The sequence below is a fragment of the Methylobacterium sp. 1030 genome, from assembly GCF_040544715.1.
Classification (GTDB): domain Bacteria; phylum Pseudomonadota; class Alphaproteobacteria; order Rhizobiales; family Beijerinckiaceae; genus Methylobacterium.
Window position 1 is genome coordinate 1 of sequence record NZ_JBEPKM010000038.1, and the last position, 22,545, is coordinate 22,545.

General features: G+C 72.0%; 26 protein-coding genes and 1 rRNA gene. 15 read left to right on the forward strand and 12 right to left on the reverse strand.

Annotated features, from left to right (window positions below):
- From rrf to ABIC30_RS30565, 4 genes are all read left to right on the forward strand, one after another.
- Positions 1–81, forward strand: a 5S ribosomal RNA gene (gene rrf / locus ABIC30_RS31905); the annotation flags it as partial.
- A gap of 370 nt (positions 82–451) precedes the next feature.
- On the forward strand, positions 452–1,147 hold the full coding sequence (locus tag ABIC30_RS30555) for a winged helix-turn-helix domain-containing protein (protein WP_354456710.1): 696 nt from the start codon (positions 452–454) through the stop codon (positions 1,145–1,147).
- A complete protein-coding gene (locus ABIC30_RS30560) occupies positions 1,144–2,652 on the forward strand; it encodes a HAMP domain-containing sensor histidine kinase (RefSeq protein ID WP_354456711.1) in 1,509 nt (502 codons plus the stop codon). The genes ABIC30_RS30555 and ABIC30_RS30560 overlap by 4 nt, the downstream gene beginning before the upstream one ends.
- A gap of 72 nt (positions 2,653–2,724) precedes the next feature.
- The gene (locus ABIC30_RS30565; RefSeq protein WP_020096360.1) at positions 2,725–3,510 is read left to right on the forward strand and encodes a 3-hydroxybutyrate dehydrogenase; all 786 of its coding nucleotides are present in this window, start codon (positions 2,725–2,727) and stop codon (positions 3,508–3,510) included.
- Positions 3,511–3,582: 72 nt separating this feature from the next.
- Here the strand turns inward: ABIC30_RS30565 and ABIC30_RS30570 are convergent, their stop codons facing one another.
- Together ABIC30_RS30570 and meaB are read right to left on the reverse strand one after the other, a co-directional pair.
- Positions 3,583–3,960, reverse strand: coding sequence for a CsbD family protein (locus ABIC30_RS30570; RefSeq protein ID WP_020096359.1), 378 nt, complete (start codon positions 3,958–3,960; stop codon positions 3,583–3,585).
- A 142-nt stretch (positions 3,961–4,102) separates the two neighbouring features.
- The gene (gene meaB / locus ABIC30_RS30575; RefSeq protein ID WP_020096358.1) at positions 4,103–5,089 is read right to left on the reverse strand and encodes a methylmalonyl Co-A mutase-associated GTPase MeaB; all 987 of its coding nucleotides are present in this window, start codon (positions 5,087–5,089) and stop codon (positions 4,103–4,105) included.
- A 190-nt stretch (positions 5,090–5,279) separates the two neighbouring features.
- Here meaB and ABIC30_RS30580 point away from each other — a divergent pair, with 190 nt between their 5' ends.
- On the forward strand, positions 5,280–6,308 hold the full coding sequence (locus tag ABIC30_RS30580) for an alpha/beta hydrolase (protein ID WP_354456712.1): 1,029 nt from the start codon (positions 5,280–5,282) through the stop codon (positions 6,306–6,308).
- Between the two features lie 3 nt (positions 6,309–6,311).
- Here the strand turns inward: ABIC30_RS30580 and ABIC30_RS30585 are convergent, their stop codons facing one another.
- Positions 6,312–7,196 carry a transglutaminase-like domain-containing protein gene (locus ABIC30_RS30585; protein ID WP_020096356.1) on the reverse strand — a complete coding sequence of 295 codons (885 nt, stop codon included), beginning with the start codon at positions 7,194–7,196 and terminating at the stop codon, positions 6,312–6,314.
- A 249-nt stretch (positions 7,197–7,445) separates the two neighbouring features.
- Between ABIC30_RS30585 and ABIC30_RS30590 the strand changes: the two genes are divergently transcribed.
- The 3 genes from ABIC30_RS30590 to ABIC30_RS30600 all read left to right on the forward strand — a co-directional run bounded on the left by ABIC30_RS30590 (position 7,446) and on the right by ABIC30_RS30600 (position 9,539).
- On the forward strand, positions 7,446–7,781 hold the full coding sequence (locus ABIC30_RS30590; RefSeq protein WP_026605445.1) for a hypothetical protein: 336 nt from the start codon (positions 7,446–7,448) through the stop codon (positions 7,779–7,781).
- 69 nt (positions 7,782–7,850) lie between these two features.
- The gene (locus ABIC30_RS30595; RefSeq protein WP_020096354.1) at positions 7,851–8,363 is read left to right on the forward strand and encodes a DUF533 domain-containing protein; all 513 of its coding nucleotides are present in this window, start codon (positions 7,851–7,853) and stop codon (positions 8,361–8,363) included.
- A gap of 111 nt (positions 8,364–8,474) precedes the next feature.
- A complete protein-coding gene (locus tag ABIC30_RS30600; protein WP_354456713.1) occupies positions 8,475–9,539 on the forward strand; it encodes an alpha/beta hydrolase family protein in 1,065 nt (354 codons plus the stop codon).
- Between the two features lie 189 nt (positions 9,540–9,728).
- Here ABIC30_RS30600 and ABIC30_RS30605 read toward each other — a convergent pair whose 3' ends face one another.
- Positions 9,729–10,910, reverse strand: coding sequence for a pyridoxal phosphate-dependent aminotransferase (locus ABIC30_RS30605; protein ID WP_020096352.1), 1,182 nt, complete (start codon positions 10,908–10,910; stop codon positions 9,729–9,731).
- A gap of 23 nt (positions 10,911–10,933) precedes the next feature.
- Positions 10,934–11,125 (reverse strand): hypothetical protein, encoded by a 192-nt coding sequence (locus ABIC30_RS30610; RefSeq protein WP_026605443.1) that lies wholly within the window; start codon positions 11,123–11,125, stop codon positions 10,934–10,936.
- A 178-nt stretch (positions 11,126–11,303) separates the two neighbouring features.
- Here ABIC30_RS30610 and ABIC30_RS30615 point away from each other — a divergent pair, with 178 nt between their 5' ends.
- On the forward strand, positions 11,304–11,609 hold the full coding sequence (locus tag ABIC30_RS30615; protein WP_026605442.1) for a hypothetical protein: 306 nt from the start codon (positions 11,304–11,306) through the stop codon (positions 11,607–11,609).
- A 12-nt stretch (positions 11,610–11,621) separates the two neighbouring features.
- Here the strand turns inward: ABIC30_RS30615 and ABIC30_RS30620 are convergent, their stop codons facing one another.
- Positions 11,622–13,016 (reverse strand): sensor histidine kinase, encoded by a 1,395-nt coding sequence (locus tag ABIC30_RS30620; RefSeq protein WP_354456714.1) that lies wholly within the window; start codon positions 13,014–13,016, stop codon positions 11,622–11,624.
- Positions 13,017–13,396: 380 nt separating this feature from the next.
- Between ABIC30_RS30620 and ABIC30_RS30625 the strand changes: the two genes are divergently transcribed.
- The 4 genes from ABIC30_RS30625 to ABIC30_RS30640 are packed head-to-tail and all read left to right on the forward strand — an operon-like array spanning position 13,397 to position 16,122.
- A complete protein-coding gene (locus ABIC30_RS30625; protein ID WP_042673745.1) occupies positions 13,397–13,720 on the forward strand; it encodes an XdhC family protein in 324 nt (107 codons plus the stop codon).
- Complete coding sequence (locus ABIC30_RS30630) at positions 13,720–14,421, forward strand: XdhC family protein (RefSeq protein ID WP_042673748.1); 702 nt, start codon at positions 13,720–13,722, stop codon at positions 14,419–14,421. Before ABIC30_RS30625 ends, ABIC30_RS30630 begins: the two co-directional genes overlap by 1 nt.
- Entirely contained in the window at positions 14,418–15,470 is a 1,053-nt protein-coding gene (locus ABIC30_RS30635) for a molybdopterin-binding protein (RefSeq protein ID WP_354456715.1), read from the forward strand. Before ABIC30_RS30630 ends, ABIC30_RS30635 begins: the two co-directional genes overlap by 4 nt.
- Positions 15,463–16,122 carry a nucleotidyltransferase family protein gene (locus ABIC30_RS30640; protein ID WP_354456716.1) on the forward strand — a complete coding sequence of 220 codons (660 nt, stop codon included), beginning with the start codon at positions 15,463–15,465 and terminating at the stop codon, positions 16,120–16,122. The genes ABIC30_RS30635 and ABIC30_RS30640 overlap by 8 nt, the downstream gene beginning before the upstream one ends.
- On the opposite strand, the gene ABIC30_RS30645 is transcribed toward ABIC30_RS30640, so the two are convergent.
- Both ABIC30_RS30645 and ABIC30_RS30650 read right to left on the reverse strand, forming a co-directional pair.
- On the reverse strand, positions 16,062–16,229 hold the full coding sequence (locus ABIC30_RS30645) for a DUF2256 domain-containing protein (protein ID WP_181049255.1): 168 nt from the start codon (positions 16,227–16,229) through the stop codon (positions 16,062–16,064). The genes ABIC30_RS30640 and ABIC30_RS30645 overlap by 61 nt on opposite strands.
- Positions 16,230–16,245: 16 nt before the next feature.
- Positions 16,246–17,349, reverse strand: a complete 1,104-nt coding sequence (locus tag ABIC30_RS30650; RefSeq protein ID WP_354456717.1) for an OpgC family protein — start codon at positions 17,347–17,349, stop codon at positions 16,246–16,248.
- 377 nt (positions 17,350–17,726) lie between these two features.
- Here ABIC30_RS30650 and ABIC30_RS30655 point away from each other — a divergent pair, with 377 nt between their 5' ends.
- On the forward strand, positions 17,727–18,674 hold the full coding sequence (locus ABIC30_RS30655; protein WP_354456718.1) for an NAD-dependent epimerase/dehydratase family protein: 948 nt from the start codon (positions 17,727–17,729) through the stop codon (positions 18,672–18,674).
- Positions 18,675–18,761: 87 nt separating this feature from the next.
- Here the strand turns inward: ABIC30_RS30655 and ettA are convergent, their stop codons facing one another.
- The 4 genes from ettA to ABIC30_RS30675 all read right to left on the reverse strand — a co-directional run bounded on the left by ettA (position 18,762) and on the right by ABIC30_RS30675 (position 22,056).
- The gene (gene ettA / locus ABIC30_RS30660; RefSeq protein ID WP_331316990.1) at positions 18,762–20,414 is read right to left on the reverse strand and encodes an energy-dependent translational throttle protein EttA; all 1,653 of its coding nucleotides are present in this window, start codon (positions 20,412–20,414) and stop codon (positions 18,762–18,764) included.
- 194 nt (positions 20,415–20,608) lie between these two features.
- On the reverse strand, positions 20,609–20,944 hold the full coding sequence (locus tag ABIC30_RS30665) for a hypothetical protein (protein WP_354456719.1): 336 nt from the start codon (positions 20,942–20,944) through the stop codon (positions 20,609–20,611).
- Positions 20,945–20,953: 9 nt separating this feature from the next.
- Positions 20,954–21,835: a DNA/RNA non-specific endonuclease gene (locus ABIC30_RS30670; protein ID WP_354456720.1), complete on the reverse strand. Its 882-nt coding sequence runs from the start codon at positions 21,833–21,835 to the stop codon at positions 20,954–20,956.
- On the reverse strand, positions 21,835–22,056 hold the full coding sequence (locus ABIC30_RS30675; protein ID WP_056533022.1) for a hypothetical protein: 222 nt from the start codon (positions 22,054–22,056) through the stop codon (positions 21,835–21,837). Before ABIC30_RS30675 ends, ABIC30_RS30670 begins: the two co-directional genes overlap by 1 nt.
- Positions 22,057–22,291: 235 nt before the next feature.
- Here ABIC30_RS30675 and ABIC30_RS30680 point away from each other — a divergent pair.
- Positions 22,292–22,545 (forward strand): 1-deoxy-D-xylulose-5-phosphate synthase N-terminal domain-containing protein (locus tag ABIC30_RS30680; protein ID WP_354456721.1); only part of this gene is annotated, 254 nt, incomplete at its 3' end.

Here is a 22,545-nt window from a genome sequence, read left to right on the forward strand (position 1 = left end):
CCATCTCGAACTCGGCCGTTAAACACGCCAGCGCCTATGGTACTGTGTCTCAAGACACGGGAGAGTCGGTCGCCGCCAGACCCGCCCATCGCAATACACACACCTTCCCTCAGCACGAACCGCGACGCCGCCGGGCCGCTCTCTCCGAGAGCGGCCCGGCGGCGTTTCGCTGTTGGCCAGCCCGCCGCGGCCGCCTTACCGCGAAGTCATCTTCCCGCGAGCATCCCGTAACCGCTCCCGCGCCACCATCCTCGAACCGCGCGTGGCCCATCGCCGACGCGGACGAAGCCGGTGACGGATCTCGCGCCCTCCGAGTCCTCCGCGCGCCGCTTCGGGACGGGTCGAGGTCCGCGGCCTCGGCCCGTCCATCACGACGGGGGAGGGGAGCGGCTTGACCATGTTGATGGAGATACGTTCCCCCGACCCGCGCGGCGCGCTATGGAACGGGGCCATGCGACTGCTGATCATCGAGGACGACCGCGAGGCGGCCGCCTATCTCGTCAAGGCGTTCCGCGAGACCGGACACCTGGCCGACAGCGCGCATGACGGCCTCGACGGGTACGCGCTCGCTCGGGAGGGCGACTACGACGTGCTGATCGTCGACCGGATGCTGCCGAAGCTCGACGGGCTGTCGCTGATCCGGTCGCTGCGCGAGCAGAACGTCGCGACCCCGACCCTGATCCTGTCGGCGCTGGGTCAGGTCGACGACCGCGTGAAGGGCCTGCGCGCCGGCGGCGACGACTACCTGCCGAAGCCCTACGCGTTCTCCGAACTCCTGGCGCGCACCGAGGCGCTGGCCCGGCGGCAGGTCGGATCCGGCGCCGCGGAGGAGACGCGCTACCGGATCGGTGACCTGGAACTCGACCGGCTCTCGCACCGGGTGACCCGGGCCGGCCGCGAGATCCCGCTGCAGCCGCGCGAGTTCCGGCTCCTGGAGTACCTGATGCGGCACGCCGGACAGGTCGTGACGCGCACCATGCTGCTCGAGCATGTCTGGGACTACCACTTCGATCCACAGACCAACGTCATCGACGTCCACGTCTCGCGCTTGCGCAGCAAGCTCGACAAGGGCTTCGCGTCGCCGATCATCCACACGGTTCGGGGCGCCGGCTACGTGCTGCGCTACGACGAGGGCGCGGCCGGGTGAGCGAGGTTTGGACCGACGCGCCGATCGCCCGCGAGACCGCGGCGGCGCGTTTCCAGAAGCTGTTCCGCACCACCGCGTTCAAGCTGTCGCTGGCCTACCTCGCGATCTTCGCCCTCTGCGCCTTCCTGGCGCTCGGCTACGTCGCGTGGAACGCCCGCGCGGTGCTCGACGACCAGATCGTCTCCACGATCGACGCCGAGATCAACGGGCTGTCGGAACAGTACAATGCCGGCGGCCTGCGGCGGCTGATCACCGTGGTGGAACGGCGCTCTCGCGAGCCCGGCGCCTCGCTCTACCTCGTGACCACGGCCGGCGGCGATCATGTCGTCGGCAATGTCGGCTACGTGCCCGCCGCCGTGCTGGCGACGCCGGGCCAGAGCGAGACGCGCTACGGCCGCAACGAGGCGGATGCCGAGGCGCACCGGGCGATCGTTCGGGTCTTCACCCTTCCGGGCGGGTTCCGCCTGCTCGTCGGGCGCGACACCGAGGAGCGCGACCGGCTGCGGGCGGTGATCGGGCGCGCCTTCATCACCTCGCTCGCCGCCGTCGTGATCCTCGGGGTGATCGGGGGCTGGCTCGCAGCGAGCCGGGTGCTGCGCCGCGTCGATGCCATGACCCAGACCACCCGCGCGATCATGGCCGGCGATCTCGACGACCGGCTCCACGTGGCCGGGAACGGCGACGAACTCGACCGTCTCGCATCGAGCCTCAACCAGATGCTGGAGCGCATCGGCGAGCTGATGCGCGGCATGCGCGAGGTTTCCGACAACATCGCCCACGACCTCAAGACGCCGCTGACCCGCCTGCGCAACCGTGCCGACGAGGCCCTGCGCCGCGCCTCCACGCCGGAGGAGCTGCGCGCGGCGCTGGAAGCCGTGATCGAGGAGGGCGACGGGCTGATCCGGGTGTTCAACGCCCTCCTGATGATCGCGCGGCTCGAGGCCGGGTCAGCCCGGGAAATCCTCGTGCCGCTGGATCTGGGCCAGACGATCCGGAGCGTCGGTGACTTGTACGAGGCGCTCGCCGAGGATCAGGGGCTGACGCTCGCCGTGCACGCGCAGGACGGGCTCACCATCGCGGGCAACCGCGAGCTTATCGGTCAGGCCCTCGCCAATCTCATCGACAACGCCCTGAAATACGGGGCCGAATCCGAGGGGGCGGAGACCAGCGTGACGCTCGAGGCGTGGCGCGACGGCGAGTCGATCCGCCTCGCCGTCTCCGATCACGGCCCGGGCATTCCGGAGGCGGAACGGGCCCGCGTGCTCGACCGGTTCGTGCGCCTCGAGGACGCCCGTTCGCGGCCCGGCTTCGGGCTGGGCCTCAGCCTCGTCAACGCCGTCGTGCGCCTGCACCACGGGAGCCTGCGGCTCGCCGATAACGGGCCCGGCCTGCGGGTCGAGATCGCGTTCCCGGCCACGCCGCGCCCGCAGTCGGCCGCCGGTGACATCGTGCCCGCACCGCCTCCGGGCGACCCTGTGCCGGCATCCCCTTCCCGCGCTACTTAGGTCGCGACCTGTCCCACCGCGAGCGCGCCGTCCCCGACCGTTCGGCCGGGCGCCCGCGTCCCAGGAGGCTCCATGACTCTCAAGACCAAGACCGCCCTCGTCACCGGCTCGACCAGCGGCATCGGGCTCGCCATCGCGCGCGCCTTCGCGGCGGAGGGGGCCAACGTCGTCCTCAACGGGTTCGGGGACGCGACCGCCATCGAGGAGACGCGGGCCGGGATCGAGAGCGCCTACGGGGTCAAGGCCCGCTACTCGGCCGCCGACATGAGCCAGCCCGACGCGATCGCCGCCATGGTGCGCGAGGCGGAGGAGACCTTCGGGGCCGTCGACGTGCTGGTCAACAATGCCGGGATCCAGTTCGTCTCGCCGATCGAGGAGTTCCCGGCCGAGAAGTGGGAGCAGATCATCGCGATCAACCTGTCCTCGGCCTTCCACACGATGCACGCGGCGATCCCCGGGATGAAGGCCCGGAGCTGGGGCCGGATCATCAACACGGCCTCGGCCCACTCGCTGGTGGCCTCGCCGTTCAAGTCGGCCTACGTGGCGGCCAAGCACGGGATCGCGGGCCTGAGCAAGACGGCGGCTCTGGAACTCGCGCCCCACAAGATCACGGTGAACTGCATCTCGCCGGGCTATGTCTGGACGCCGCTCGTGGAGGCGCAGATCCCCGACACGATGAAGGCCCGCGGCCTCACCAAGGAGCAGGTGATCGAGGACGTGATGCTGAAGGCGCAGCCGACCAAGGAGTTCGTGACCGTCGACCAGGTGGCCGCGCTGGCGGTGTTCCTGTGCTCCGACGCGGCGAGCCAGATCACCGGCGCCAACATCAGCATGGACGGGGGCTGGACCGCGCAGTAGCGCGCCCGGCCTCGACAGGCGCGCCTCGTACAAGGGTCGGCCCCGCCCGCGCCCGGGCGGGGCCGCTCCCGGTCAGCGGCGGCCGTGGACCAGCAGGGCGAGGCCGTAGCCCACCGCGCCCGCGATCAGCAGCGCGACCAGGGGATTCTCCTCCACCCGGGCGCCGACCGCGCTGCGCCCGTCGCGCAGGTACGAGCCGCCCCGCTGGTAAACGTCCTCCGCGACGTCGCCGGCGCGCTCGTAGGCGTCGCTCGCGTAGTCACCGGCGCGGTCGGCGATGTCCCGGGCCCTGTCCTTCACCTGACCGTAGACGTTCTGCGCCTGGCCCTGGGCCTCGCGGAAACGTCCCTCGACCGAGTCGCGGTTCGAGCCGGCGAGATCGCCGGCCGCGCCCTGAACCTTGCCGACGGCCTCCTTGGCGCCGCCGACGATCCGATCCGTATCCACCATGGCACTCTCCTGGACGTGAGCGCGGCGTCGCGACACGGGCGCCGCTCGTTACGCCGTCGTCCACCGAACGCGCGAGATGGCGTTTGTGCCCCCGATCACCGCGAAATTGTGCGCCTTCGGCCTGCGCGGCGGCCGGGACCGGTCAGAGCCCGATCAACTCGGCGATGGCCGCCGCGCCGGCCGCCGGGGAGATCTCACCCCGGGCGACGCCGGCCTCCGCCTCGGCCGTGCGGCGGCGGACCTCCGGGGAGCCGACGAGGCGCTGGTGCAGGCGCTCGTCGACGAGCGCCCACATCCACTTGACGTCCTGGGTCCGGCGCTTCGCCTGGATCTCGCCGGTGGCCGTGAGCTTCTCCCGGTGATCGACGATCTTCGCCCAGAGCGCGTCGAGACGCAGGTTGTGGAAGCCCGAGATCGTCACGACCGGTGGCGTCCAGGTGGCCGAGGCTGGGGTGAGGATGTGCAGCGCCGCCCGGTACTCCGACGCCGCCGCGTTGGCGCGCTGCTCGGCTTCGCCCGCATCGGCCTTGTTGACCGCGATCATGTCGGCGAGTTCGAGGATGCCTTTCTTGATCCCCTGCAGTTCGTCGCCTGCCCCGGGCAGCATCAGCACGAGGAAGAAGTCGGTCAGGTCGGCCACCGCCGTCTCCGACTGGCCGACGCCGACCGTCTCGACGAGGATCACGTCGAACCCCGCGGCTTCGCAGAGCAGCATGGTCTCGCGGGTCTTGGCCGCGACGCCGCCGAGCGTGCCCGAGGAGGGGGAGGGGCGGATGAAGGCCTTGGGATCGTGCGACAGCCGCGCCATCCGGGTCTTGTCGCCCAGGATCGAGCCGCCGGTCCTGGAGGAGGACGGGTCGACCGCGAGCACCGCCACCTTGTGACCGGCCTCCGTGAGGTTCGAGCCGAGGGCGTCGATGGTGGTCGACTTGCCGACGCCGGGGACGCCGGTGATGCCGACGCGGATCGCCCGGCCGGTCTCGGGCAGGACCGAGTCGATCAGGTTCGCCGCCAGCGCCCGGTGATCGGCGCGCTTGGACTCGGCCAGCGTGATGGCCCGGGCCAGAGCGGCGCGGTCGCCGCGCAGCAGGCGCTCGCGGAGACTCTCGATGTCGGTGGACGGCGTCATGCTCCCTTCATGGCCGCGGCGACGGCCGCCGTCGAGAGGGAGAGCGTCGGGGTCGGGGGATGGCCGGCCTGTGTCCCGCCCACCACAAGCCCGGCCGTGCCCGCTATTCACGCCGCGTCGCGTCGCTCGTGCCCCGCGATGGTCACGATCCTGGGCAACGGAAGGCGTCCCGCCCGAGCGTAACCGGATCATGTCGAGCCAGATCGTCTCACGCCGCATCCTTCTTCGCTTCGGAGCGCTCGCGGGCGCCGCGGGCCTCGCCCCGTCGCTCGGCGCCTGCGTCACCGACGACCTCGGGTCCGGGGCGGCGCTGCCCGAGAAGCAGTCGGCCCTCGACGTCATGCCGGTGCTGCTGGTCGCCACGACCCGCAAGCCCGTGGGCAACCCGCCCCGGCCGCCGTATTTCAGCAGCGACCGCGGCCGCGGCCTGAGCTTCGCCGAGGTGCGCCTGTCACCGCCCGACCGCTCGCTGCTCGGCAAGGTCTCGTCCGTCATCACCGGCGACTGGACCATCGGCGCGGTTCCGAAATCCGAATCCGGACCGGGCGCCGCCGAGGCCTTCGCCCAGGCGGCCCTCGGACGCGACGTGCTGATCTACGTCCACGGCTACCGCGAATCGTTCGAATCGGCCGCGGTCAGCGCCGCCCGGCTCTCGGACGGGATCCGGTTCCGCGGCGTCTCCGGCCTGTTCACGTGGCCGTCGGCGGCCGCGACCCTCGACTACAATTACGATCGCGAGAGCGCCCTCTGGTCGCGCGACGCCTTCGAGGACCTGCTGAAGGCGCTCGCCGCCTCGCCCAGCGCCGGCCGCATCAACATCGTCGCGCACTCGATGGGCACGCTCCTGACCCTCGAGACCCTGCGGATGCTCCGCGCCGAGGCGGGCGAGGCGGCGATGTCGCGGATCGGCGCCGTGGTGCTGGCCGCCCCCGACATCGACTTCGACCTGTTCTCCAACGGCGTCGCCCGCATGGGACCCGACGTCTCGAAGATCACGGTGATCTCCTCGACCAACGACCGGGCGCTCGAGCTCTCCGCCGCGCTGGCGGGGGGCGTGCGCGCCGGTGCCGCCGATCGCGCCAAGCTCGAGGCGCTCGGCGTGCGCGTCGCCGACGCCTCCGATTACGGCGGCGGCCTGATCAACCACGACCTGTTCCTCTCGAACCCGGACGTCCAGGGCGTGGTCAAGCGCGCCATCGCCCGCGGCGCCGGCGTCTGACGCTCACCCGGTCCGTGTCGCCATGCTCTGCGGCGGCAAGGGCTCCTCCGGCAGGACCGGCGCGTCGCCCGAGGCGTCCAGGTGGTCGATCCGGTCGGCCCAGACCCGGAAGCCCACCAGGGGATTCGGTCCGAACGTGTGGGTCAGCGGCACGTCCGCGGCGTCCCGGCCGTACGCGACCATGACCCGGCCGATCCGCGGGCTGTTGTTGCGCGGGTCGAACACGTGCCAGGCGCCGCCGAGGTAGACCTCCATCCAGGCCGCGAAGTCGCCCGCCGGGTGCGGCTCGGGCTCGCCGATGAAGCTGATATAGCCGGTGCAGTACCGGGTCGGGATGTTCAGGGCGCGGCAGAACGCGACGGCCAGGTGGGTGAAGTCCCGGCAGACGCCGCGCCCGCCCGCGTAGGCGTCCGCGGCCGTGCGGTCGCGATGGGCGAACTCGTAGCCGAACACAATGTGGGCGTGGACGAAGTCGCAGACCGCCTGCACCCGGGCCCAGCCGGGCTCGGTATGTCCGAAGAGACGCCACGCCGCGTCGGCCAGCAGGTCGGATTCGCAGTAGCGGCTGGGAAGCAGGAACGCGATCGTCTCGGCCGGCAACTCCTCGATCGCGTGCTGCGCGGCCTCCGGGTGCACCGGATCGGGCCTCCCGCTGTCGCGGATCACGGCGTCGGTCCCGACGGTGAAGTTGCCGGCGGGCGCGGTCAGCCGGCCGCACAGGTTGCCGAAACCGTCGCGGTAGATCGCCACCGGGACGGGCGGATCGGTCCGGAGCGTGTCGGGCGCCTCCAGGGCGGCCGCCCCGGAGGGATGCACGTTGAGCATCACCACCATGGGCACGGGGTAGGGGAAGGCGTAGCGCATCTCGCAGCCGAGCCTGATCCGCATGCGCGGGTGATCCTTCGTGTTCGAGACTGTGGCCGCCCTGATGGGCGCAGGATCCGTGCCGCGCCGAATCGTGCGGGTCGGGCCGCGACGGGCTTGGCGGCCGTCCGCTTCACCCCTACAGCATCCCCGCGCGACGCTCGTGTCAGACGGACGAAACCGAGACGTTTCTTCCCGGGGCAGCGCGTCGCACCCGTGCGCCAGCCCGCTGACCGGGCGCGCCTGAGGACGGTTACGAGAGGGATGCCGGCCATGTTCACGCTCGAGATCGACGGCACCGCCGTTGCGGTGATCAACAGCGACGAGGCGTCCGCCAAGGACCTCTTCACCTGTGACGGCTTCAAGGAAGACATCCGGACCATGACGACCGGCGGGAAGCCGGTCTGGAACGGCACGTCGGCGCTCACGGTCCGGGCCGCCACCGAGGACGAGGTCGAGATCTTCGAGGATGCCCTCGCCGAGGACGACGGCGAGGGTGATTTCGTCGAGGATCCGCGCCACACCGGGTCCGATTCGGACGACGAGGACGAGGCCGACATCGTCTTCCTCGTGGATATCGACGAGGACGAGGACGAGGCCGACGCCTGAGCGCGGCTGAACCCGAGCGCCTCCCGGGAGGTTTCCGATCCGATCTGGATCGGAAACCGGGAGGACGGCATGGCTGACAGCAGACGGATCGTCGACGCGCTCGTGCGGTCGAGGCGCGGCGGGCTCGCCGCCGGTGCCGCCCTCGGCGGACTGGCGCTGATCGGCGGCCTCGCCTACCGGGCGCTGCGCGGGGCGCCCCCGCCCGAGGCCGGGGGCCCGGACTTCACGAAGGTCGACGAGGACGAGGCCCGGCTGATGCTGCGGGCCATGGTGGCGGCCACGACGGCCGACGGGATGGTCGACGCCGCGGAACGTAGGCGCCTCGACGCCGCCGTGGCGGAGGCGGGCCTCGATCCCGACGGTCGAGCCTGGCTCGAGCGCGAGCTCGCGGACCCGGCCGACGTCGACGCGATCGCCGACCGGGTCGCGGATCCCGACGCGGCGGCGCGGATCTTCGCGGCGGCGCGACTCGCCATCGAGCCCGACACGCTTCAGGAGCGTCAGTTCCTGAAGATGCTGGCCGAGGCCCTCGACCTGCCCGCGGAGGCGGTCGAGCGTGTCGAGCGCGACATCGGAGCCTGACTGGCAACCTGCCCGAAGGGCGGATCTCCCACGGCGGCCGAGCTTCGTGCTAGGCTCCCGCGCGACGACGGGTCCGGAGGACGGCCCGCGCGCGGGAGGACGGGACATTTCATGGCAGGACTGTCAGTGCCCGCGCCCGGGCGCGCCCGCCGGCGGGCCTGCGCGCTGGTCGCAGCCATGCTGATCGCCGGCGGCTCCGCGCGCGCGGCCGATCCGGCCGCCGGCCCCCTGACGATCGCCGAGCAGGGCAGCTTCTTCGTCGGCGGCCGCGACGTCCAGTCCGACGCGCTCTCGACGCTGCCGGCCTACGCGCCGTCGGGCACGATCAGCGTCGACCAGATCTACGTCCGCTACCAGGTCCCGGTGAATGCCGGACGGCCGCCGCTGGTCCTGATCCACGGCTGCTGCCTCACCGGCAAGACCTGGGAGACGACGCCCGACGGGCGCATGGGCTGGGACGAGTATCTCGTCCGGCGCGGCTTCCCGACCTACGTGATCGACCAGGCCTGGCGCGGCCGCTCGGCGGCGAGCCCGGCCCAGATCAACGCCGTGAAGACGGGGCAGGCCGACCCCAAGACGCTGCCGGCCGTGTTCTCGGCCGGGCGCGAGCCGGCCTGGGCGATCTTCCGGTTCGGGCCGGAATACCCGAAGGTGTTCCCCGGCATGCAGTTCCCCCTGGAGGCCCAGGGCGAGTTCTGGAAGCAGATGGTCCCGGACTGGTCGGCCGCCCTGCCGGTGCCGAACCCGACCGTGCCGGCCCTGTCGGAGCTTGCCAAGCGGCTCAAGGGCGCGGTGCTGATCTCGCACTCGCAGTCGGGGATCTACCCGTTCCAGGCCGCCGCCCTCGATCGGACCGGCCTGCGCGCCATCGTGGCCATCGAGCCGGCCGCCTGCCCGGACCCGGCCAAGGACGACCTCGCGCCCTACAAGGACCTGCCGATCCTCGTCCTGTTCGGCGACTACGTCGACGCCTCGCCCCGCTGGGCGCCGCGGCTCAAGCAGTGCCGCAGCTTCGTGGCGGCCGCCAACGCCGCGGGCGGCAAGGCGGAGCTGATCCTGCTGCCCGAGATCGGCATCCACGGCAATTCGCACATGCTGATGCAGGACAAGAACAGCCTCGACATCGCCGACTGGCTGGTCGGCTGGATCGACAAGCGGGCGCCCGGCAAGTCCTGAGGCGTGCCGGTCGAACCGGTGTGCGTTCAAACGGTTCGGTCGCCACAACCGTCATCGCGAGCCCAGGGAAGTGACCCAGGGCTGCCCGGCCTCTGCGGTCGTCGCGCCGACTGGATCGCTTCGCCGCGCTCGCGAGGACGGCGGCGCGGATGATGGCGTCCCTGCCGAGGTCGGTGACGGGGCGTCTTCTCAGCCCGGCCTGTGCGTGCTGAGGAACGTGCCCATCCGCTCCAGCGCCCGCCGGATGTTCTCGGCCGAATTGGCGTAGGACAGGCGGAGGTAGCCCTCGCCGTGGACGCCGAAATCCGGACCGCCGATCACCGCCACGCCCGCTTCCTCCAGGAGGGTCGAGGCCAGGGGCTTCGCCTTCCAGCCGGTCCGGGCGATGTTCGGGAAGGCGTAGAACGCGCCCTTGGGCGCGATGCAGGAGACGTCCGGCAGGGCGTTCAGCCCGTCGACCACGATCGCCCGGCGCCGGTCGAACTCGGCGACCATCTCGGCCACGCAAGCCTGCGGTCCGTCGAGCGCCGCGATGCCGGCCCACTGGGTCGCCGCGTTGACGCAGGAATGCGCGTTGACCGCGAGCTTGCGCGCCGCGTCGTAGAGCGGCTTCGGCCAGACCGACCAGCCGAGCCGCCAGCCTGTCATCGCGTAGGTCTTCGACGCGCCGTCGAGGTAGACCAGCCGGTCGCGGATCTCGGGATATTTCAGCAGCGAGTGGTGGGTCTCGCCGTCGTACGTCATGGTGCCGTAGATCTCGTCCGACAGCACCGCGACGTCGGGGTGCTCGGCGAGGCCCTTCACCAGGGCGTCGATCTCGGCCTTCGGCGTCACGCCGCCGGTGGGGTTGGCGGGCGAGTTGACGATCAGCAGCCGCGTCTTCGGCGTGATCAGCGCCAGGGTCTCGGCCGCCGAGAAGGCGAAGCCGTTCTCCTCGCGGATCGGCACCGGCACGGGCGTCGCCCCGGTGAACTCGATCATCGAGCGGTAGATCGGGAAGCCGGGGTCCGGATACAGGATCTCGGTCCCGGGCGCGCCGAACATCAGGATCGCCATGAACATGGTGACCTTGCCGCCCGGCACGATCATCACGGAATCCGGCGAGACCTCGACGCCGTGGCGGCGGTGGATGTCGCGGGCCACCGACTCGCGGAGCTGCGGGATGCCGACAGCCGGCGTGTAGCCGTGGTGTCCGTCGCGCAGGGCCTTGATCCCCGCCTCGACCACGTGGGCGGGCGTGGGCATGTCCGGCTGGCCGATGCCGAGGTTGATCACGTCCCGACCCTGCGCGGCGAGGGCCTGGGCCCGCGCCAGAACCGCGAAGGCGTTCTCCTCGCCGATGCGCGAGAAGGCCGGGACCACGTGCAGCATCGCGCCCTCCGGGCGGTGGGACGTCAGTGCTTGGACCGCTCCGAGAGCTTCATCGCGCCGAACGACATCGCCGCGGCGATCGCGCCCAGGATCACGAAGGTCTTCACGGAGGCGTAGAACAGGTCCGGGTTGATGCCCTCATCGGTGTAGAGCACGAGCCCGATGGCCGCGAGCGGCAGCGAGATGAGGGCGAAGAGCGGGACGAGCGGGTTCATGTTCGGCACTCGGGATCCGGCGCGCGGCTGACCGCGGCCCTGGGAAAGCGCCCCTGCATATCACCGTGCTGCGAAGGTTGGGACCCCGCGAGCTGCAGTTTTTCGCCGGCTCGCCCGAACGCTCATGGATGCGCAATGATTTCGCGCAACAGTGGCGTCTCCGGGAGGGCGGACACGTATGCGTTGGGCATCGGTCGATTCGAAAGGCAAGGGAGCGGGGAGTTCAGGCTCCAGATCCTCCAGCGTCGAGACGCTGGCGCTCCATATCGGGCGGCTGCTGCGACATCCCGCCTACCGGCGCGAGTCGGTCGTGAGCCCGCTCCTGCGGCGCCACCTGCCGTTCGAGGCCGGCTACGCCTGGAACGGCGAGGCCGGCCTGCGCGCCCGGCTGACGAGCGCCGCCCTCGACGAGGCGAGCATGGATCACCTGATCCGCAACGTGCAGGCCGAGTTCCTGCGCCTGCGCCGGCCCGCCGATACCTGAGCCGGATCCGGCTCAGGCCGGGACCCGGACGGTGGCCCGCAGGCCACCCAGCGGGCTGTCGTGCAGGGTTATGTCGCCGCCGTGGGCCCGGGCGATGTCCCGGGCGATCGACAGGCCCAGCCCGGAGCCGCCGGCATCCTGGCGCGCGTCGTCGAGCCGCACGAACGGCTTGAACACGTCCTCGCGGCTCTCCGCCGGAATGCCGGGCCCGTCATCGTCGATCGAGACGAGGAAGGTCCGGGCCTCCAGCCGGCCGGAGATCGCCACCGTCTCGCCGTAGTGGACGGCGTTGGCGGCGAGGTTGAACAGGCAGCGCCGGAAGGCGCCGGGCCGCACCGTGACCTCGGGCGCGCCGGCGAGATCGACCGCGGAGACGTGGGCGCCGAGGCGCTCGACGTCGGTCCGCAGGTCCTCCAGCAGGGCGCGCATGTCGGTGGGCGTCGCGGGCTCGGCCGAATCGCCCCGCGCGAAGGCGAGGTAGCCCTCCAGCATCCGGCTCATCTCGTCGACGTCGCGGCTGAGATCCTCGATCTCCTCGGTCTGCTCGATCAGCGCCAGGGACAGGCGGAACCGGGTCAGGATGGTGCGCAGGTCGTGGCTGACGCCGTTCAGCATCGTCGTGCGCTGCTCCATCGCCCGCTCGATGCGCCGCTTCATCTCGATGAAGGCGTGGCCGGCCTGACGCACCTCGCGGGCACCGCGGGGCCGGAACTCGATCTCCCGCCCCTTGCCGAAGCCCTCCGCCACGGCCGCGAGCCGCAGGATCGGCTTGATCTGGTTGCGCAGGAACAGGATCGCGACGCCGAGCAGCACCAGCGACGAGCCGATCATCCACACGAGGAAGATGTGCGAGTTCGACGCGTAGGCCTGGCTGCGCCGGGCGGTGATGCGCATCACCCCGTCGGGGATCGCCACGCGGATCTCGATGAGGTTCGAGCGCCCGACCGTGTCGATCCAGAACGGTCTTCGGATCTGGCGCTTGATCTCGTCGGACAGGGCCTCGTCGAGGATCGAGAAGAATGGGCGCGGGCCCGGGGGTGGCAGCTTGGCGCCCTTGAGGATGTCGAGGTCGAGGTTCAGCCGTTCCCCGGCGATGCGCGCGAGGGTCTCGGCATCCTTGTCCTGCGGGTAGCTCTCGTAGATGTCGATCAGCGCGGCGACGTCCGCCGTGACCGCCGCCGACAGGCGCTTGGTCACGAGCTGCCAGTGCCGCTCCATGAAGGTGTAGGCGATCACCGACTGGAGCAGGACCACCGGCGCGATGATGATGATCAGCGAGCGGGCGTAGAGGCCCTTCGGCAGGACGTCGCCGATCGCCCGGCTGACGCGCTTCCACAGGCGGCGCGGGGGCGAGCGCGGCGGCTCCTTGCGGAGCGCCCGGGCGAGGGCGGGATCCGGGGCGTTCATGGGGCTGGGCGCCGGAGCCGGGCCCATCGGGCGAAAGGGGCCTCGGTTTCAGCGAAACGTCCACCCCACGCCCTCATCCTGAGGGGGCCGCGCCAGCGGGCCTCGAAGAAGGGCTCCAGGGATCGCGCGGCCGGCTGGAGGGCTCCTTCGAGGCCTCCGCCGCGCTCCGGCACCTCAGGATGAGGCTGTGGTTTGGACATGCCGGACACTAATCGGGGCGCCGTCTCCGCGAAAGATCGTGGGTGCAGAGTATGGCCGACCGACGATCTCGGCCAATGTTTCCTGACTCGCCCTTCGGCATGAGGGCTTCTTGCACCGCGGCACGCGGGCCATACCTGTGAGGGGCGGGGGGTGCCCGCCGGCCGAAAGTCCACGAGGCCATGCTCAGCACAGACACAGACATCCTCTCCGCCGCCCAGTCCTGGCGGCGCGACGGCCGCGCCGTGGCCCTCGCCACGGTGATCGAGACCTGGGGCTCGGCCCCCCGACCGGTGGGCAGCCACCTCGTGGTCGACGGCGAGGGCAATTTCCTCGGCTCCGTCTCCGGCGGCTGCGTCGAGGGCGCGGTGATCACCGAGGCGATCGAGGTGATCGAGGCGGGCGCGCCGCGCGTCCTCGAATTCGGCGTCGCGGACGAGACCGCGTGGCGCGCCGGCCTGTCCTGCGGCGGCCGGATCCGGGTCTTCGTCGAGCGGGTCGACTGATGCGCGGCGACGTCCTGGCAGCGCTCAACGACGCGCGGGCCGCGCGCCGCGCCGCGATCCTCATCACCGACATCGCCGACGGCGCGCAGCGCCTCGTCGGCGAGGACGCGATCGCCGCCGATCCCCTCGCCGACGTGCTGGCGAAGCACCTCGCCTCCGGCAAGAGCGGCCTCGTCGAGGCGGGCGGGCGGACCCTGTTCCTGACCGTGCAGGTGCCGCCGGTGCGGCTCGTCGTGGTCGGCGCGGTCCACATCTCGCAGGCCCTGGCGCCGATGGCCGCGGGGCTCGACCTCGCGCTCACGGTGATCGACCCGCGCACCGCCTTCGCGACCCCCGAGCGCTTCCCCGGCACCCCGCTGGTCGCCGAATGGCCGGACGCCGCCCTCGGGACCAGCGTGCCGGTCCTCGACCGCTACTGCGCCCTCGCGGCCCTGACCCACGATCCGAAGATCGACGATCCCGCGCTGAAGGCGGCGCTGACGGCCGAATGCTTCTACGTGGGCGCCCTCGGCTCCCGGAAGACCCACGCGTCGCGCGTCGCGCGGCTCACCGAGGCCGGGTTCACGCCGGCGCAGATCGGCCGGATCCGCGCGCCGATCGGCCTGCCCATCGGCGCCGTGAGCCCGGCCGAGATCGCCCTGGCGGTGCTCGCCGAGATCGTCGCCGCCCTGCACCGCGTGCCCCGCCCGGAGGTCGCGTGAGGTTCGGAACCGTCCCGGTCGCGGACTCGGCCGGGCTGATCAGCGCGCACACGGTGCGGCGGGCCGACATCACCCTGCGCAAGGGCGCCGTCATCGCCGCGGAGGCCGCCGCCGGCCTGGCGCGGGCCGGCCTGTCGGAGATCGTGGCGGCCACGCTCGAGCCCGGCGACGTCGGCGAGGACGCCGCCGCGGCGCGGCTCGCCGCGCGCCTGCGCGGGCCGAACCTGCGCGTCGAGGCGCCCTTCACCGGCCGCAGCAACCTGTTCGCCGAGACGGCGGGGGTGCTCACCCTCGATCCGGCCCGGATCGACGCGGTCAACGCCGTCGACGAGGCGGTGACGGTGGCGACGCTGCCGCGCTTCCGGCCGGTGGTCGAGGGCGAGATGGTCGCCACGGTGAAGATCATCCCCTACGCCGTGCCGGGCGCCGTGCTGGCCCGGGCCTGCGCGGCCGCCGAGGGGGACGTCCTCGCGGTGGTGCCGTATCGCCGCCGCCGGGTGGCCGTGGTCTCGACGCGCCTGCCGAGCCTCAAGGAGACGACGATCGACAAGACCCTCCGGGCCCTGGCCGACCGCCTCGCGCCCGCGGGCGCCGCGATCGTGGCCGAGACCCGGGTGCCCCACGCCGCCGCCTCCGTGGCGGCGTCCCTGGCGGAGATGATCGACCGCGCCGGGGCCGACCTCGTGGTGGTGTTCGGCGCCTCGGCGATCGCCGACCGGCGCGACGTCATCCCGGCCGGCATCGCGGAGGCGGGCGGCCGGGTCGACCATCTCGGCATGCCGGTCGACCCCGGCAACCTGCTCCTCGTCGGCGCCCGCGGCGGCGTGCCGGTGATCGGCGCGCCGGGCTGCGCCCGCTCGCCCAAGGAGAACGGCTTCGACTGGATCCTCCACCGCCTGCTGGCGGACCTGACCGTGACCCGGGCCGACATCGTCGCCCTCGGCGTCGGCGGCCTGCTGATGGAGATCGTCTCGCGCCCGCAGCCCCGCGCCGGCGGCGCGGCCGCGGCGGACGAGCCGGATCCGGGGGCGGAGGACCGGCATGCCTGAGATCGGCACGATCCTGCTCGCCGCGGGCCTCGGCAGCCGGTTCGGCGCCGCGCCGAAGCTGCTCGCGCCCCTCGACGGGCGGCCGCTGGTGCGCCACGCCGCGGAGGCGGCCCTCGGCGCCCGGCCCCGGCCGGTGGTCGCCGTGCTCGGCGCGCACGCGGCGGCGGTCCGCGACGCGCTGGCGGGGCTCGACCTCGTCCGCGTCGACAATGCGGATTACCGCTCCGGCCTCGCGAGCTCGCTGCGCGCCGGCCTCGCGGCGCTGCCCGCCACCTGCACGGCCGCCATCGTCGTGCTGGGCGACATGCCGCGCGTCACCGCCGCGCATCTCGACCGCTTGGCGGAGGCCTTCGCGGAGGCCTCCGCGGGCGCCTTGGAGCCGCCGGCGGCCGTGGTGCCGGTGCAGGCCGGCCGGCGGGGGAACCCGGTGCTGCTCAACCTGCACCGCCTCGGCCCGGATATCGCCCGCCTCACCGGCGACCACGGGGCCGGGCCGCTCCTGAGGGGGCGGCCGGACGTGCTCGAGATCCCGGGCGATCCGGCGACCGCCCTCGACGTCGACACGCCGGACGCGCTGGCCGCGCTGGGCGATCAGCCCCGCGCTTCGCCGCGCGCGCTCTTCGCCTCGGCCCGGCACCGGTCCGAGCAGTAGCGGACCTCGTCCCAGACGCGCTCCCACTTCTTGCGCCACGCGAACGGGCGGCCGCACTGGGCGCAGATCTTCTCCGGCAGATCGCCCTTGCGGCGCATTGGCGGCATCGCGGCTCCTCCCGGCCTATCCGGGCCGGCGCGCGTCGGGGCCGGTCCCGGCGGCCCGGCGGACGCGGGCGTCCAGGACGTGGGCCAGGCCGAGCATGACCGCGATCCCCCCGACATTGACCGCGATCTGCAGCGGCCAGGTGGGGTCGAAGGTCCGGTAGAGGATGCGGCCGATCAGCGCCGCCAGACACCCGGCGGCGAAGATCTCCAGCGAGTGCCGCCCGCAGGCGTCGACGAGGCGCAGCCGCCGCCACCGGCTCGCGCGGGCCACGGCGGGCGCGCTGAACAGCAGGTAGGCCAGCGCCAGCATGTTGATCAGGCGCAGGGGCGCGACGTGGCTCTTGTCGGGCGGCCCGATCGCCAGCGGCCGGAGGTCCGGAAGGCCCCATTCCGCCCAGGACCCGCCCTGCAGGAACGCGAAGACGAGGTAGGCCGCGGCCGCCGCCACGGCCCATCCGCGCCGCGGCAGCAGGCCGTCATGGGCGCGGATTGTGACCGCGAGCGCCGCGCCGATCACGAACAGGAACTGCCACGCGAAGGGGTTGAAGTACCACCCGTCATCCACCGCCGCGGCGTTCGGGAGGTTCAGCTGGTGATCGACGTTGGCGGCGAGCCAGAGGGCGCCCGACAGGCCGAGCACGCCCCAGATCCCGCGCCGCATCCCGAGATAGATCAGCGGGAACAGCGCCAGCAGCAGGATGTAGAGCGGCAGGATGTCGAGGTAGTTCGGCAGCGCGTTCAGCGCGAGGCCGCGCAGCAGGCCCGGCAGGAGACCCATCTGCAGCAGCGGCGCGACGCCGAATCGCGGCGTCAGGCCGGTGAGGTCCATCCAGATCCGGACGATGACCAGGGTCGCGAGCAGCAGCCCGGCCTGGAACAGGTAGATGCGCAGGCAGCGCTTGGCGATGCGCGCGAGCGCCGTCCGGATCCCGGCGCGCCGGAACAGCCCGCCGTAGGCGATCATCGACGAGTAGCCGGCCAGCAGCACGAAGATCTCGGCCGCGTCCGAGAACCCGAAATTGTGCAGCGTCAGCAGGGCCGGCGCGTTGCGCGGGATGTGGTCGATGAAGATCGTCAGGAGCGCGAGGCCGCGCGCCACGTCGACCCGCGCGTCGCGCACGGGCTTCGCCGGCCGTGCCTCCGCGGGCGGTGGGGGGAGCGCCCGCGGTTCCGCGGCGCCAGGCCGTTCGAGATCGTCGAGGCGCGTCACTCAGCCCATCACCGTGGCGCTCTCCGTCCGGACGCGGAACGGCCGGGGCCGCGGTGCAACCATAGCGCGCCGGCCGCCCGAAGCCCCGCCGATCACGCGCCTTTGTTCGGATGTGCACAACGGCGGGGTCGCACCGATGATCCGCCCGCCGCGGCGGCCGTTGGCCGCGCCGCCCCCTCGCGTCGCGGCGGGGCCCGGTATAGACGCGGCCGACGATCCCGGTTCCCGGCACCCGCGCCGGCACGGGGTGCGTCGCTGGGTTCGTGGCAGGGTTGAGGGCAAGGGACATGCGCGTCCTCGTCACCGGAGCGGGAGACTATCTCGGCCGCCGCCTGCTCGAGGCGCTGCGTCGGGACCTGCCGGCGGGCAGCCCCATCCTCGGCCTCGACCGGAGTCCGCCACCGCCCCTCGACGGCGTGGCGCTGAAGGCCGTGGACCCGTTCGACGCGCGCGACCTCTCCGAGACGGTCGCGGCCTTCGACCCCACCTGCGTGTTCCACCTCGCGGCGCTGGCCTCGGTGGCGCAGTCGAGCGAGACGCCGTCCTACGCCTGGCGGGCGGAACTGCTCGGCACCCTCAACCTCGCCGAGGCGGTGGCGCGGACCCGCGCGGCGCTGGTCTTCCTCAGCTCCACCGTCGTCTACGGCGAGGTGTTCCGCGCGTGCCCGCGCCCGGACGAGAGCGTCACGCCGCGCCCCGACACGATCTCCGGCCGGACCAAGAACGCCTGCGAGTACATCCTCCGCGACGTGCTGGCGAATGCCCGGATCAAGCATCTCGTGCTGCGGCCGTCGAACTACATCGGGGCCGGGCAGAGCGAGACCTTCGTGGTCGCCTCCTTCGCCGGTCAGATCGCCCGCATCGAGCGGGGGCTGGCGCCCCCGAGCCTGGAGGTCGGCGACCTCTCGGCGGGGCGTGATTTCTTCGACGTGGCCGACTTCACCGCGGCGTGCCTGCGCGTGATCGCGCGGATCGACGACCTGCCGGACGGCGGCATCTTCAACGTGGGATCGGGTGTCGTCACACCGGTCTCCGACATCCTGGAGACTCTGCGCGGCCTGACGGACGCGCGGTTCGACCTGCGCGTCGCGCCCGGCCGGGTCCGCCCGGCGGGCGTGCGCAGCGAGGGCTGCGACCCCGCGGCCTTCGGGACCGCCACCGGATGGGCCCCGACCATCTCGCTCGCGCGGAGCCTGGCGACGATCCTGGCGGAGGCACGGGCGCGCCTCCGGTGATCCGTCACCGGGCAGAGGTTAGGGCAACGCCCTCGGGCGGGCGCGCGGCTCCGGAACGCCTGCGGCGCTCCGGAGCGGCGACCGGCCTCAGCGCGAGAAGCGCTTGTACTTGATCTTCTTCGGCATGATCGAATCCGCCCCGAGACGGCGCACCTTGTCGGCCTCGTAGTCGGAGAAGTTGCCCTCGAACCACTCGACGTGGCTGTCGCCCTCGAAGGCCAGGATGTGCGTGGCGATGCGGTTCAGGAACCAGCGGTCGTGGCTGATGATGACCGCGCAGCCGGCGTAGTCCTCCAGCGCGTCCTCGAGGGCGCGCAGGGTCTCCATGTCGAGGTCGTTGGTCGGCTCGTCGAGGAGCAGCACGTTGGCGCCGCCCTTCAGGGTCCGGGCGAGGTGCACCCGGTTGCGCTCGCCGCCCGAGAGGGTGCCGACCTTCTTCTGCTGGTCGGGTCCCTTGAAGGCGAAGGCCGCGCAGTAGGCGCGCGAGTTGATCTCGCGCTTGTTGAAATAGATGATGTCGTTGCCGCCCGAGACCTCCTGCCAGACCGTGGCGTTCGGATCGAGGGCGTCGCGCGACTGGTCGACGTAGCCGAGCTTCACCGTCTCGCCGACCTCGATCTTGCCGCTGTCGGGCTTCTCCTGGCCGGTGATCATCTTGAACAGCGTGGTCTTGCCGGCCCCGTTCGGGCCGATCACCCCGACGATGCCTCCCGGGGGCAGCTTGAACGACAGGTCCTCGATCAGCAGCCGGTCGCCGAACGCCTTGCTGAGGTGCTCGAACTCGATGACGTTGTTGCCGAGCCGCTCGTCGATCGGGATGACGATCTGCGCGGCGGCGTCGACCTTGTTGTTCTGCTTGGCGACCAGCTCCTCGTAGCGGGTGATGCGGGCCTTCGACTTGGACTGGCGCGCCTTCGGGGAGGCGGCGATCCACTCCTGCTCGCGGGCGATGGAGCGCTGCCGCGCCATGTCCTCGCGGCCCTCCTGCTCCAGGCGCTTCTGCTTCTGGACCAGCCACGCGGAGTAGTTGCCCTCGTACGGGATGCCCTTGCCGCGATCGAGCTCCAGGATCCAGCTCGTGACGTTGTCGAGGAAGTAGCGGTCGTGGGTCACGATCAGGATCGCGCCCGGGTACTGGCGCAGGTGGCCCTCCAGCCAGTTCACCGTCTCGGCGTCGAGGTGGTTGGTCGGCTCGTCGAGCAGCAGCAGTTCCGGCTCCCACAGGAGCAGGCGGCAGAGCGCGATGCGGCGGCGCTCGCCGCCCGACAGGGTGGCGACCGGCTGCTCGTCGCTCGGGCAGCCCAGGGCCTCCATGGCCTGGTCGACCTTCGAGTCGAGTTCCCAGAGACCCAGCGACTCGATCCGGTCCTGGAGCTCGGTCATCTCGTCGGCGGTCTCCTCCGAGTAGTTCATGGCGAGCTCGTTGTAGCGGTCGAGCATGGCCTGCTTCTCGGCGACGCCCTCCATCACGTTCTCGCGGACGGTCTTGTTGGGGTCGAGCTGGGGCTCCTGCGGCAGGTAGCCGACGCGCGCGCCCTGCGCGACCCAGCCGTCGCCGGTGAACTCCTTGTCGATGCCCGCCATGATCTTCAGCAGGGTCGACTTGCCGGCGCCGTTGATGCCCAGCACGCCGATCTTGGCGTCCGGGTAGAAGGACAGGTTGACGCTATCCAGGACCTTCTTGCCGCCGGTATAGGCCTTGGTCAGGCCCCGCATGTGGTAGATGAATTCGCGAGCCATCGCGGATCGTCCTCGGCGCGTTGTTCGGGACCGCGCGGATCGTGCCAGCGGCACGGGTCAGGCACCGGGCCTCAGCACCCGTCCTGGACGCGCGTCCCTACGATATAGGAATGACCCTCTCCGAGTATCAGGCCCGCCGGGACGCGGCAAGGACGCGGCAAGGACGGGCCCGCCGCCGGCGGGCGCCGGAACGCTCACGCGAAGGGGTTCTTGACCGTTCCCGGCGGCGCGTCCGGCACCTCCGCCACCGCGTCCGGCAGGTCGGACGCCTCCAGGGCCTTCACGATCGCGTCCAGCGTCTCCCGGAGCAGCCTGGCCTGCTCCAGGCCGGTCCGGTCGCGGGTCAGGTCGAGAGACCCGTGCAGGGCGATGCGGTCCTTGCCGTTCTCGAAGCTCAGGGCGCCGACGGAGCGCACGCCGGCATCGTCGGCGAACGGCGCGAAGCCCCGGGTGTTTGGGCTCTCGCTGTCCCGGCTCTCGCTGTCCGGGCTCCCCCTCTTGGGCCGGGCGCGTCGCTTGTCCTCGGGCATCGGGTCCTCTCAGAAGAACGTGCGCAGGAAGTCGCGGACGAGCTTGCGCAGGGCGCGGGTGAGTTCGCGCTCGAGCCAGTCCTGCCAGGTCTGCTCGTGCCGGGGCCGGCGCTCCTCCGCGCGGGCGGAGGCCTGGGGATCCGGCAGCCCCATCGCGGTGGCCCGGGCCGCGGGCGGCAGGCCGGGAAAGACGTCGATGCCGGCTTCCTGGCGGAGATCGTCGATCGACAGGGCGCGCCAGTCCCTCGAATCGTCGTTCCGGGCGAGGTAGGCGCCCGCCTCGCCGCGGGACGGGTCGTAGACGGCCTTGAACAGCTGTGTCGGGACGAGCACGCCGCCCTTGATCTGCTGCACCGCGTCGCCCGCGAAGATCACCCCGGTGACGACGAACAGCGCGCCCCGGCGGGTGGCCAGGCGCCGGGTGCTCTCCTCGATATCCGCCCAGAGTCCCCGGTTCAGGACGCGGTTCTGCGGCACGATGTTGGCGAGGCTGAACGACTCGGCCTGGGCGGCGAGGGTCGGCATGTCCCCGGCCGGCGCGAGATGGCCCCGGTCGAACCCGCTGCGGACGTAATCCTCCAGCGCGGCGCGCTGATCCTCCGGCAGGCGCGTCTCCTCGTGGAAGGAATCGTCGCGGGCCACCGCCCGGGCCGCCGCGACGCTGGCGCGGGTGAGGTGCTCGGCGGCGTAGAGCGGCGTGCGCGTCACGCCCGAATGCAGGACCGCGAAGGCCTCGAAGCACAGCGGGACCGCGCGGACGGCGAGCTTCGGATTCGTGAGGACGGGCGTCTGCCCGTCCGCGAACAGGGCCGGACAGGAATCCTGGGCGCGGACCGGGGGGGCGCCCAGCGCGAGGGTCAGGACCGCGGCGGCGAGCGTCGGTGCCCGCATCACCAGCAGACGCGGACCCGGCGGACGCCCTCCGGGGTCGGGCGGTCCCGCCACGCGCAGGGCCGGCCGAGGCTGTTGCTGAACGGGCGGGCATCGCGATCGGGACCGCCCGGCGCGACCCGCGCCGGGCAGTCGCCGAGGAAGTTGCAGAGGAAGTCGAGATTGCCGTCCGGCGGCCGCGGCTGGGCGTAAGCTTGGCCGTGACCCGTAATCGCGAACATGAGCAGGATTGTGCACAGACGAGCCGGATTCAAAGGCGAACCTCTTGTGGCGTTAAGGGCACGTGACTGAAAAAAACGCCGGCCCGACATTGATCGCGCCGCCGATCGTCCGTAACTGGCACTATCATGACAGCGACGGACGGGCGGGTTCTAGCATGAACGCGTGTCCCCGGGCTGCTGGCGTCGCGGTTGCCGAGGGCCCGTGACGGAGCCGTCGCCATACTCGAACGAACGGATGCGAGCATTGGCACTCTCCCCTGAGCAATCGGCGTTGCTGGACCGCGTTCCGTCTCCTTCGGCGCTGCGGCGTCTTCCGGAGTCGGAGCTTCAGGCGGTGGCGGACGCGGTGCGCGCCGAGATGATCGACGCGGTCTCGATCACCGGCGGCCATCTCGGCTCGGGGCTCGGCGTGGTCGAGCTGACCGTGGCGCTGCACCACGTGTTCGACACCCCCGACGACCGCATCGTCTGGGACGTCGGACACCAGTG

Bases quoted from the DNA above. Each gene is read 5' to 3' on its own strand.
- ABIC30_RS30605 (WP_020096352.1), bottom strand. From the start codon at position 10,910: ATGCTGCACGTGGTCCCGGCCTTCTCGCGCATCGGCGAGGAGAACGCC.
- ABIC30_RS30630 (WP_042673748.1), top strand. From the start codon at position 13,720: ATGCGCGGCGACGTCCTGGCAGCGCTCAACGACGCGCGGGCCGCGCGC.
- ABIC30_RS30555 (WP_354456710.1), top strand. From the start codon at position 452: ATGCGACTGCTGATCATCGAGGACGACCGCGAGGCGGCCGCCTATCTC.
- ABIC30_RS30620 (WP_354456714.1), bottom strand. From the start codon at position 13,016: ATGAACGCCCCGGATCCCGCCCTCGCCCGGGCGCTCCGCAAGGAGCCG.
- ABIC30_RS30565 (WP_020096360.1), top strand. From the start codon at position 2,725: ATGACTCTCAAGACCAAGACCGCCCTCGTCACCGGCTCGACCAGCGGC.
- ABIC30_RS30640 (WP_354456716.1), top strand. From the start codon at position 15,463: ATGCCTGAGATCGGCACGATCCTGCTCGCCGCGGGCCTCGGCAGCCGG.
- ABIC30_RS30615 (WP_026605442.1), top strand. From the start codon at position 11,304: ATGCGTTGGGCATCGGTCGATTCGAAAGGCAAGGGAGCGGGGAGTTCA.
- ABIC30_RS30590 (WP_026605445.1), top strand. From the start codon at position 7,446: ATGTTCACGCTCGAGATCGACGGCACCGCCGTTGCGGTGATCAACAGC.
- ABIC30_RS30610 (WP_026605443.1), bottom strand. From the start codon at position 11,125: ATGAACCCGCTCGTCCCGCTCTTCGCCCTCATCTCGCTGCCGCTCGCG.
- ABIC30_RS30600 (WP_354456713.1), top strand. From the start codon at position 8,475: ATGGCAGGACTGTCAGTGCCCGCGCCCGGGCGCGCCCGCCGGCGGGCC.
- ABIC30_RS30570 (WP_020096359.1), bottom strand. From the start codon at position 3,960: ATGGTGGATACGGATCGGATCGTCGGCGGCGCCAAGGAGGCCGTCGGC.
- ABIC30_RS30585 (WP_020096356.1), bottom strand. From the start codon at position 7,196: ATGCGGATCAGGCTCGGCTGCGAGATGCGCTACGCCTTCCCCTACCCC.
- meaB (WP_020096358.1), bottom strand. From the start codon at position 5,089: ATGACGCCGTCCACCGACATCGAGAGTCTCCGCGAGCGCCTGCTGCGC.
- ABIC30_RS30670 (WP_354456720.1), bottom strand. From the start codon at position 21,835: ATGCGGGCACCGACGCTCGCCGCCGCGGTCCTGACCCTCGCGCTGGGC.
- ABIC30_RS30625 (WP_042673745.1), top strand. From the start codon at position 13,397: ATGCTCAGCACAGACACAGACATCCTCTCCGCCGCCCAGTCCTGGCGG.
- ABIC30_RS30655 (WP_354456718.1), top strand. From the start codon at position 17,727: ATGCGCGTCCTCGTCACCGGAGCGGGAGACTATCTCGGCCGCCGCCTG.
- ABIC30_RS30595 (WP_020096354.1), top strand. From the start codon at position 7,851: ATGGCTGACAGCAGACGGATCGTCGACGCGCTCGTGCGGTCGAGGCGC.
- ettA (WP_331316990.1), bottom strand. From the start codon at position 20,414: ATGGCTCGCGAATTCATCTACCACATGCGGGGCCTGACCAAGGCCTAT.
- ABIC30_RS30675 (WP_056533022.1), bottom strand. From the start codon at position 22,056: ATGTTCGCGATTACGGGTCACGGCCAAGCTTACGCCCAGCCGCGGCCG.
- ABIC30_RS30580 (WP_354456712.1), top strand. From the start codon at position 5,280: ATGTCGAGCCAGATCGTCTCACGCCGCATCCTTCTTCGCTTCGGAGCG.
- ABIC30_RS30665 (WP_354456719.1), bottom strand. From the start codon at position 20,944: ATGCCCGAGGACAAGCGACGCGCCCGGCCCAAGAGGGGGAGCCCGGAC.
- ABIC30_RS30645 (WP_181049255.1), bottom strand. From the start codon at position 16,229: ATGCCGCCAATGCGCCGCAAGGGCGATCTGCCGGAGAAGATCTGCGCC.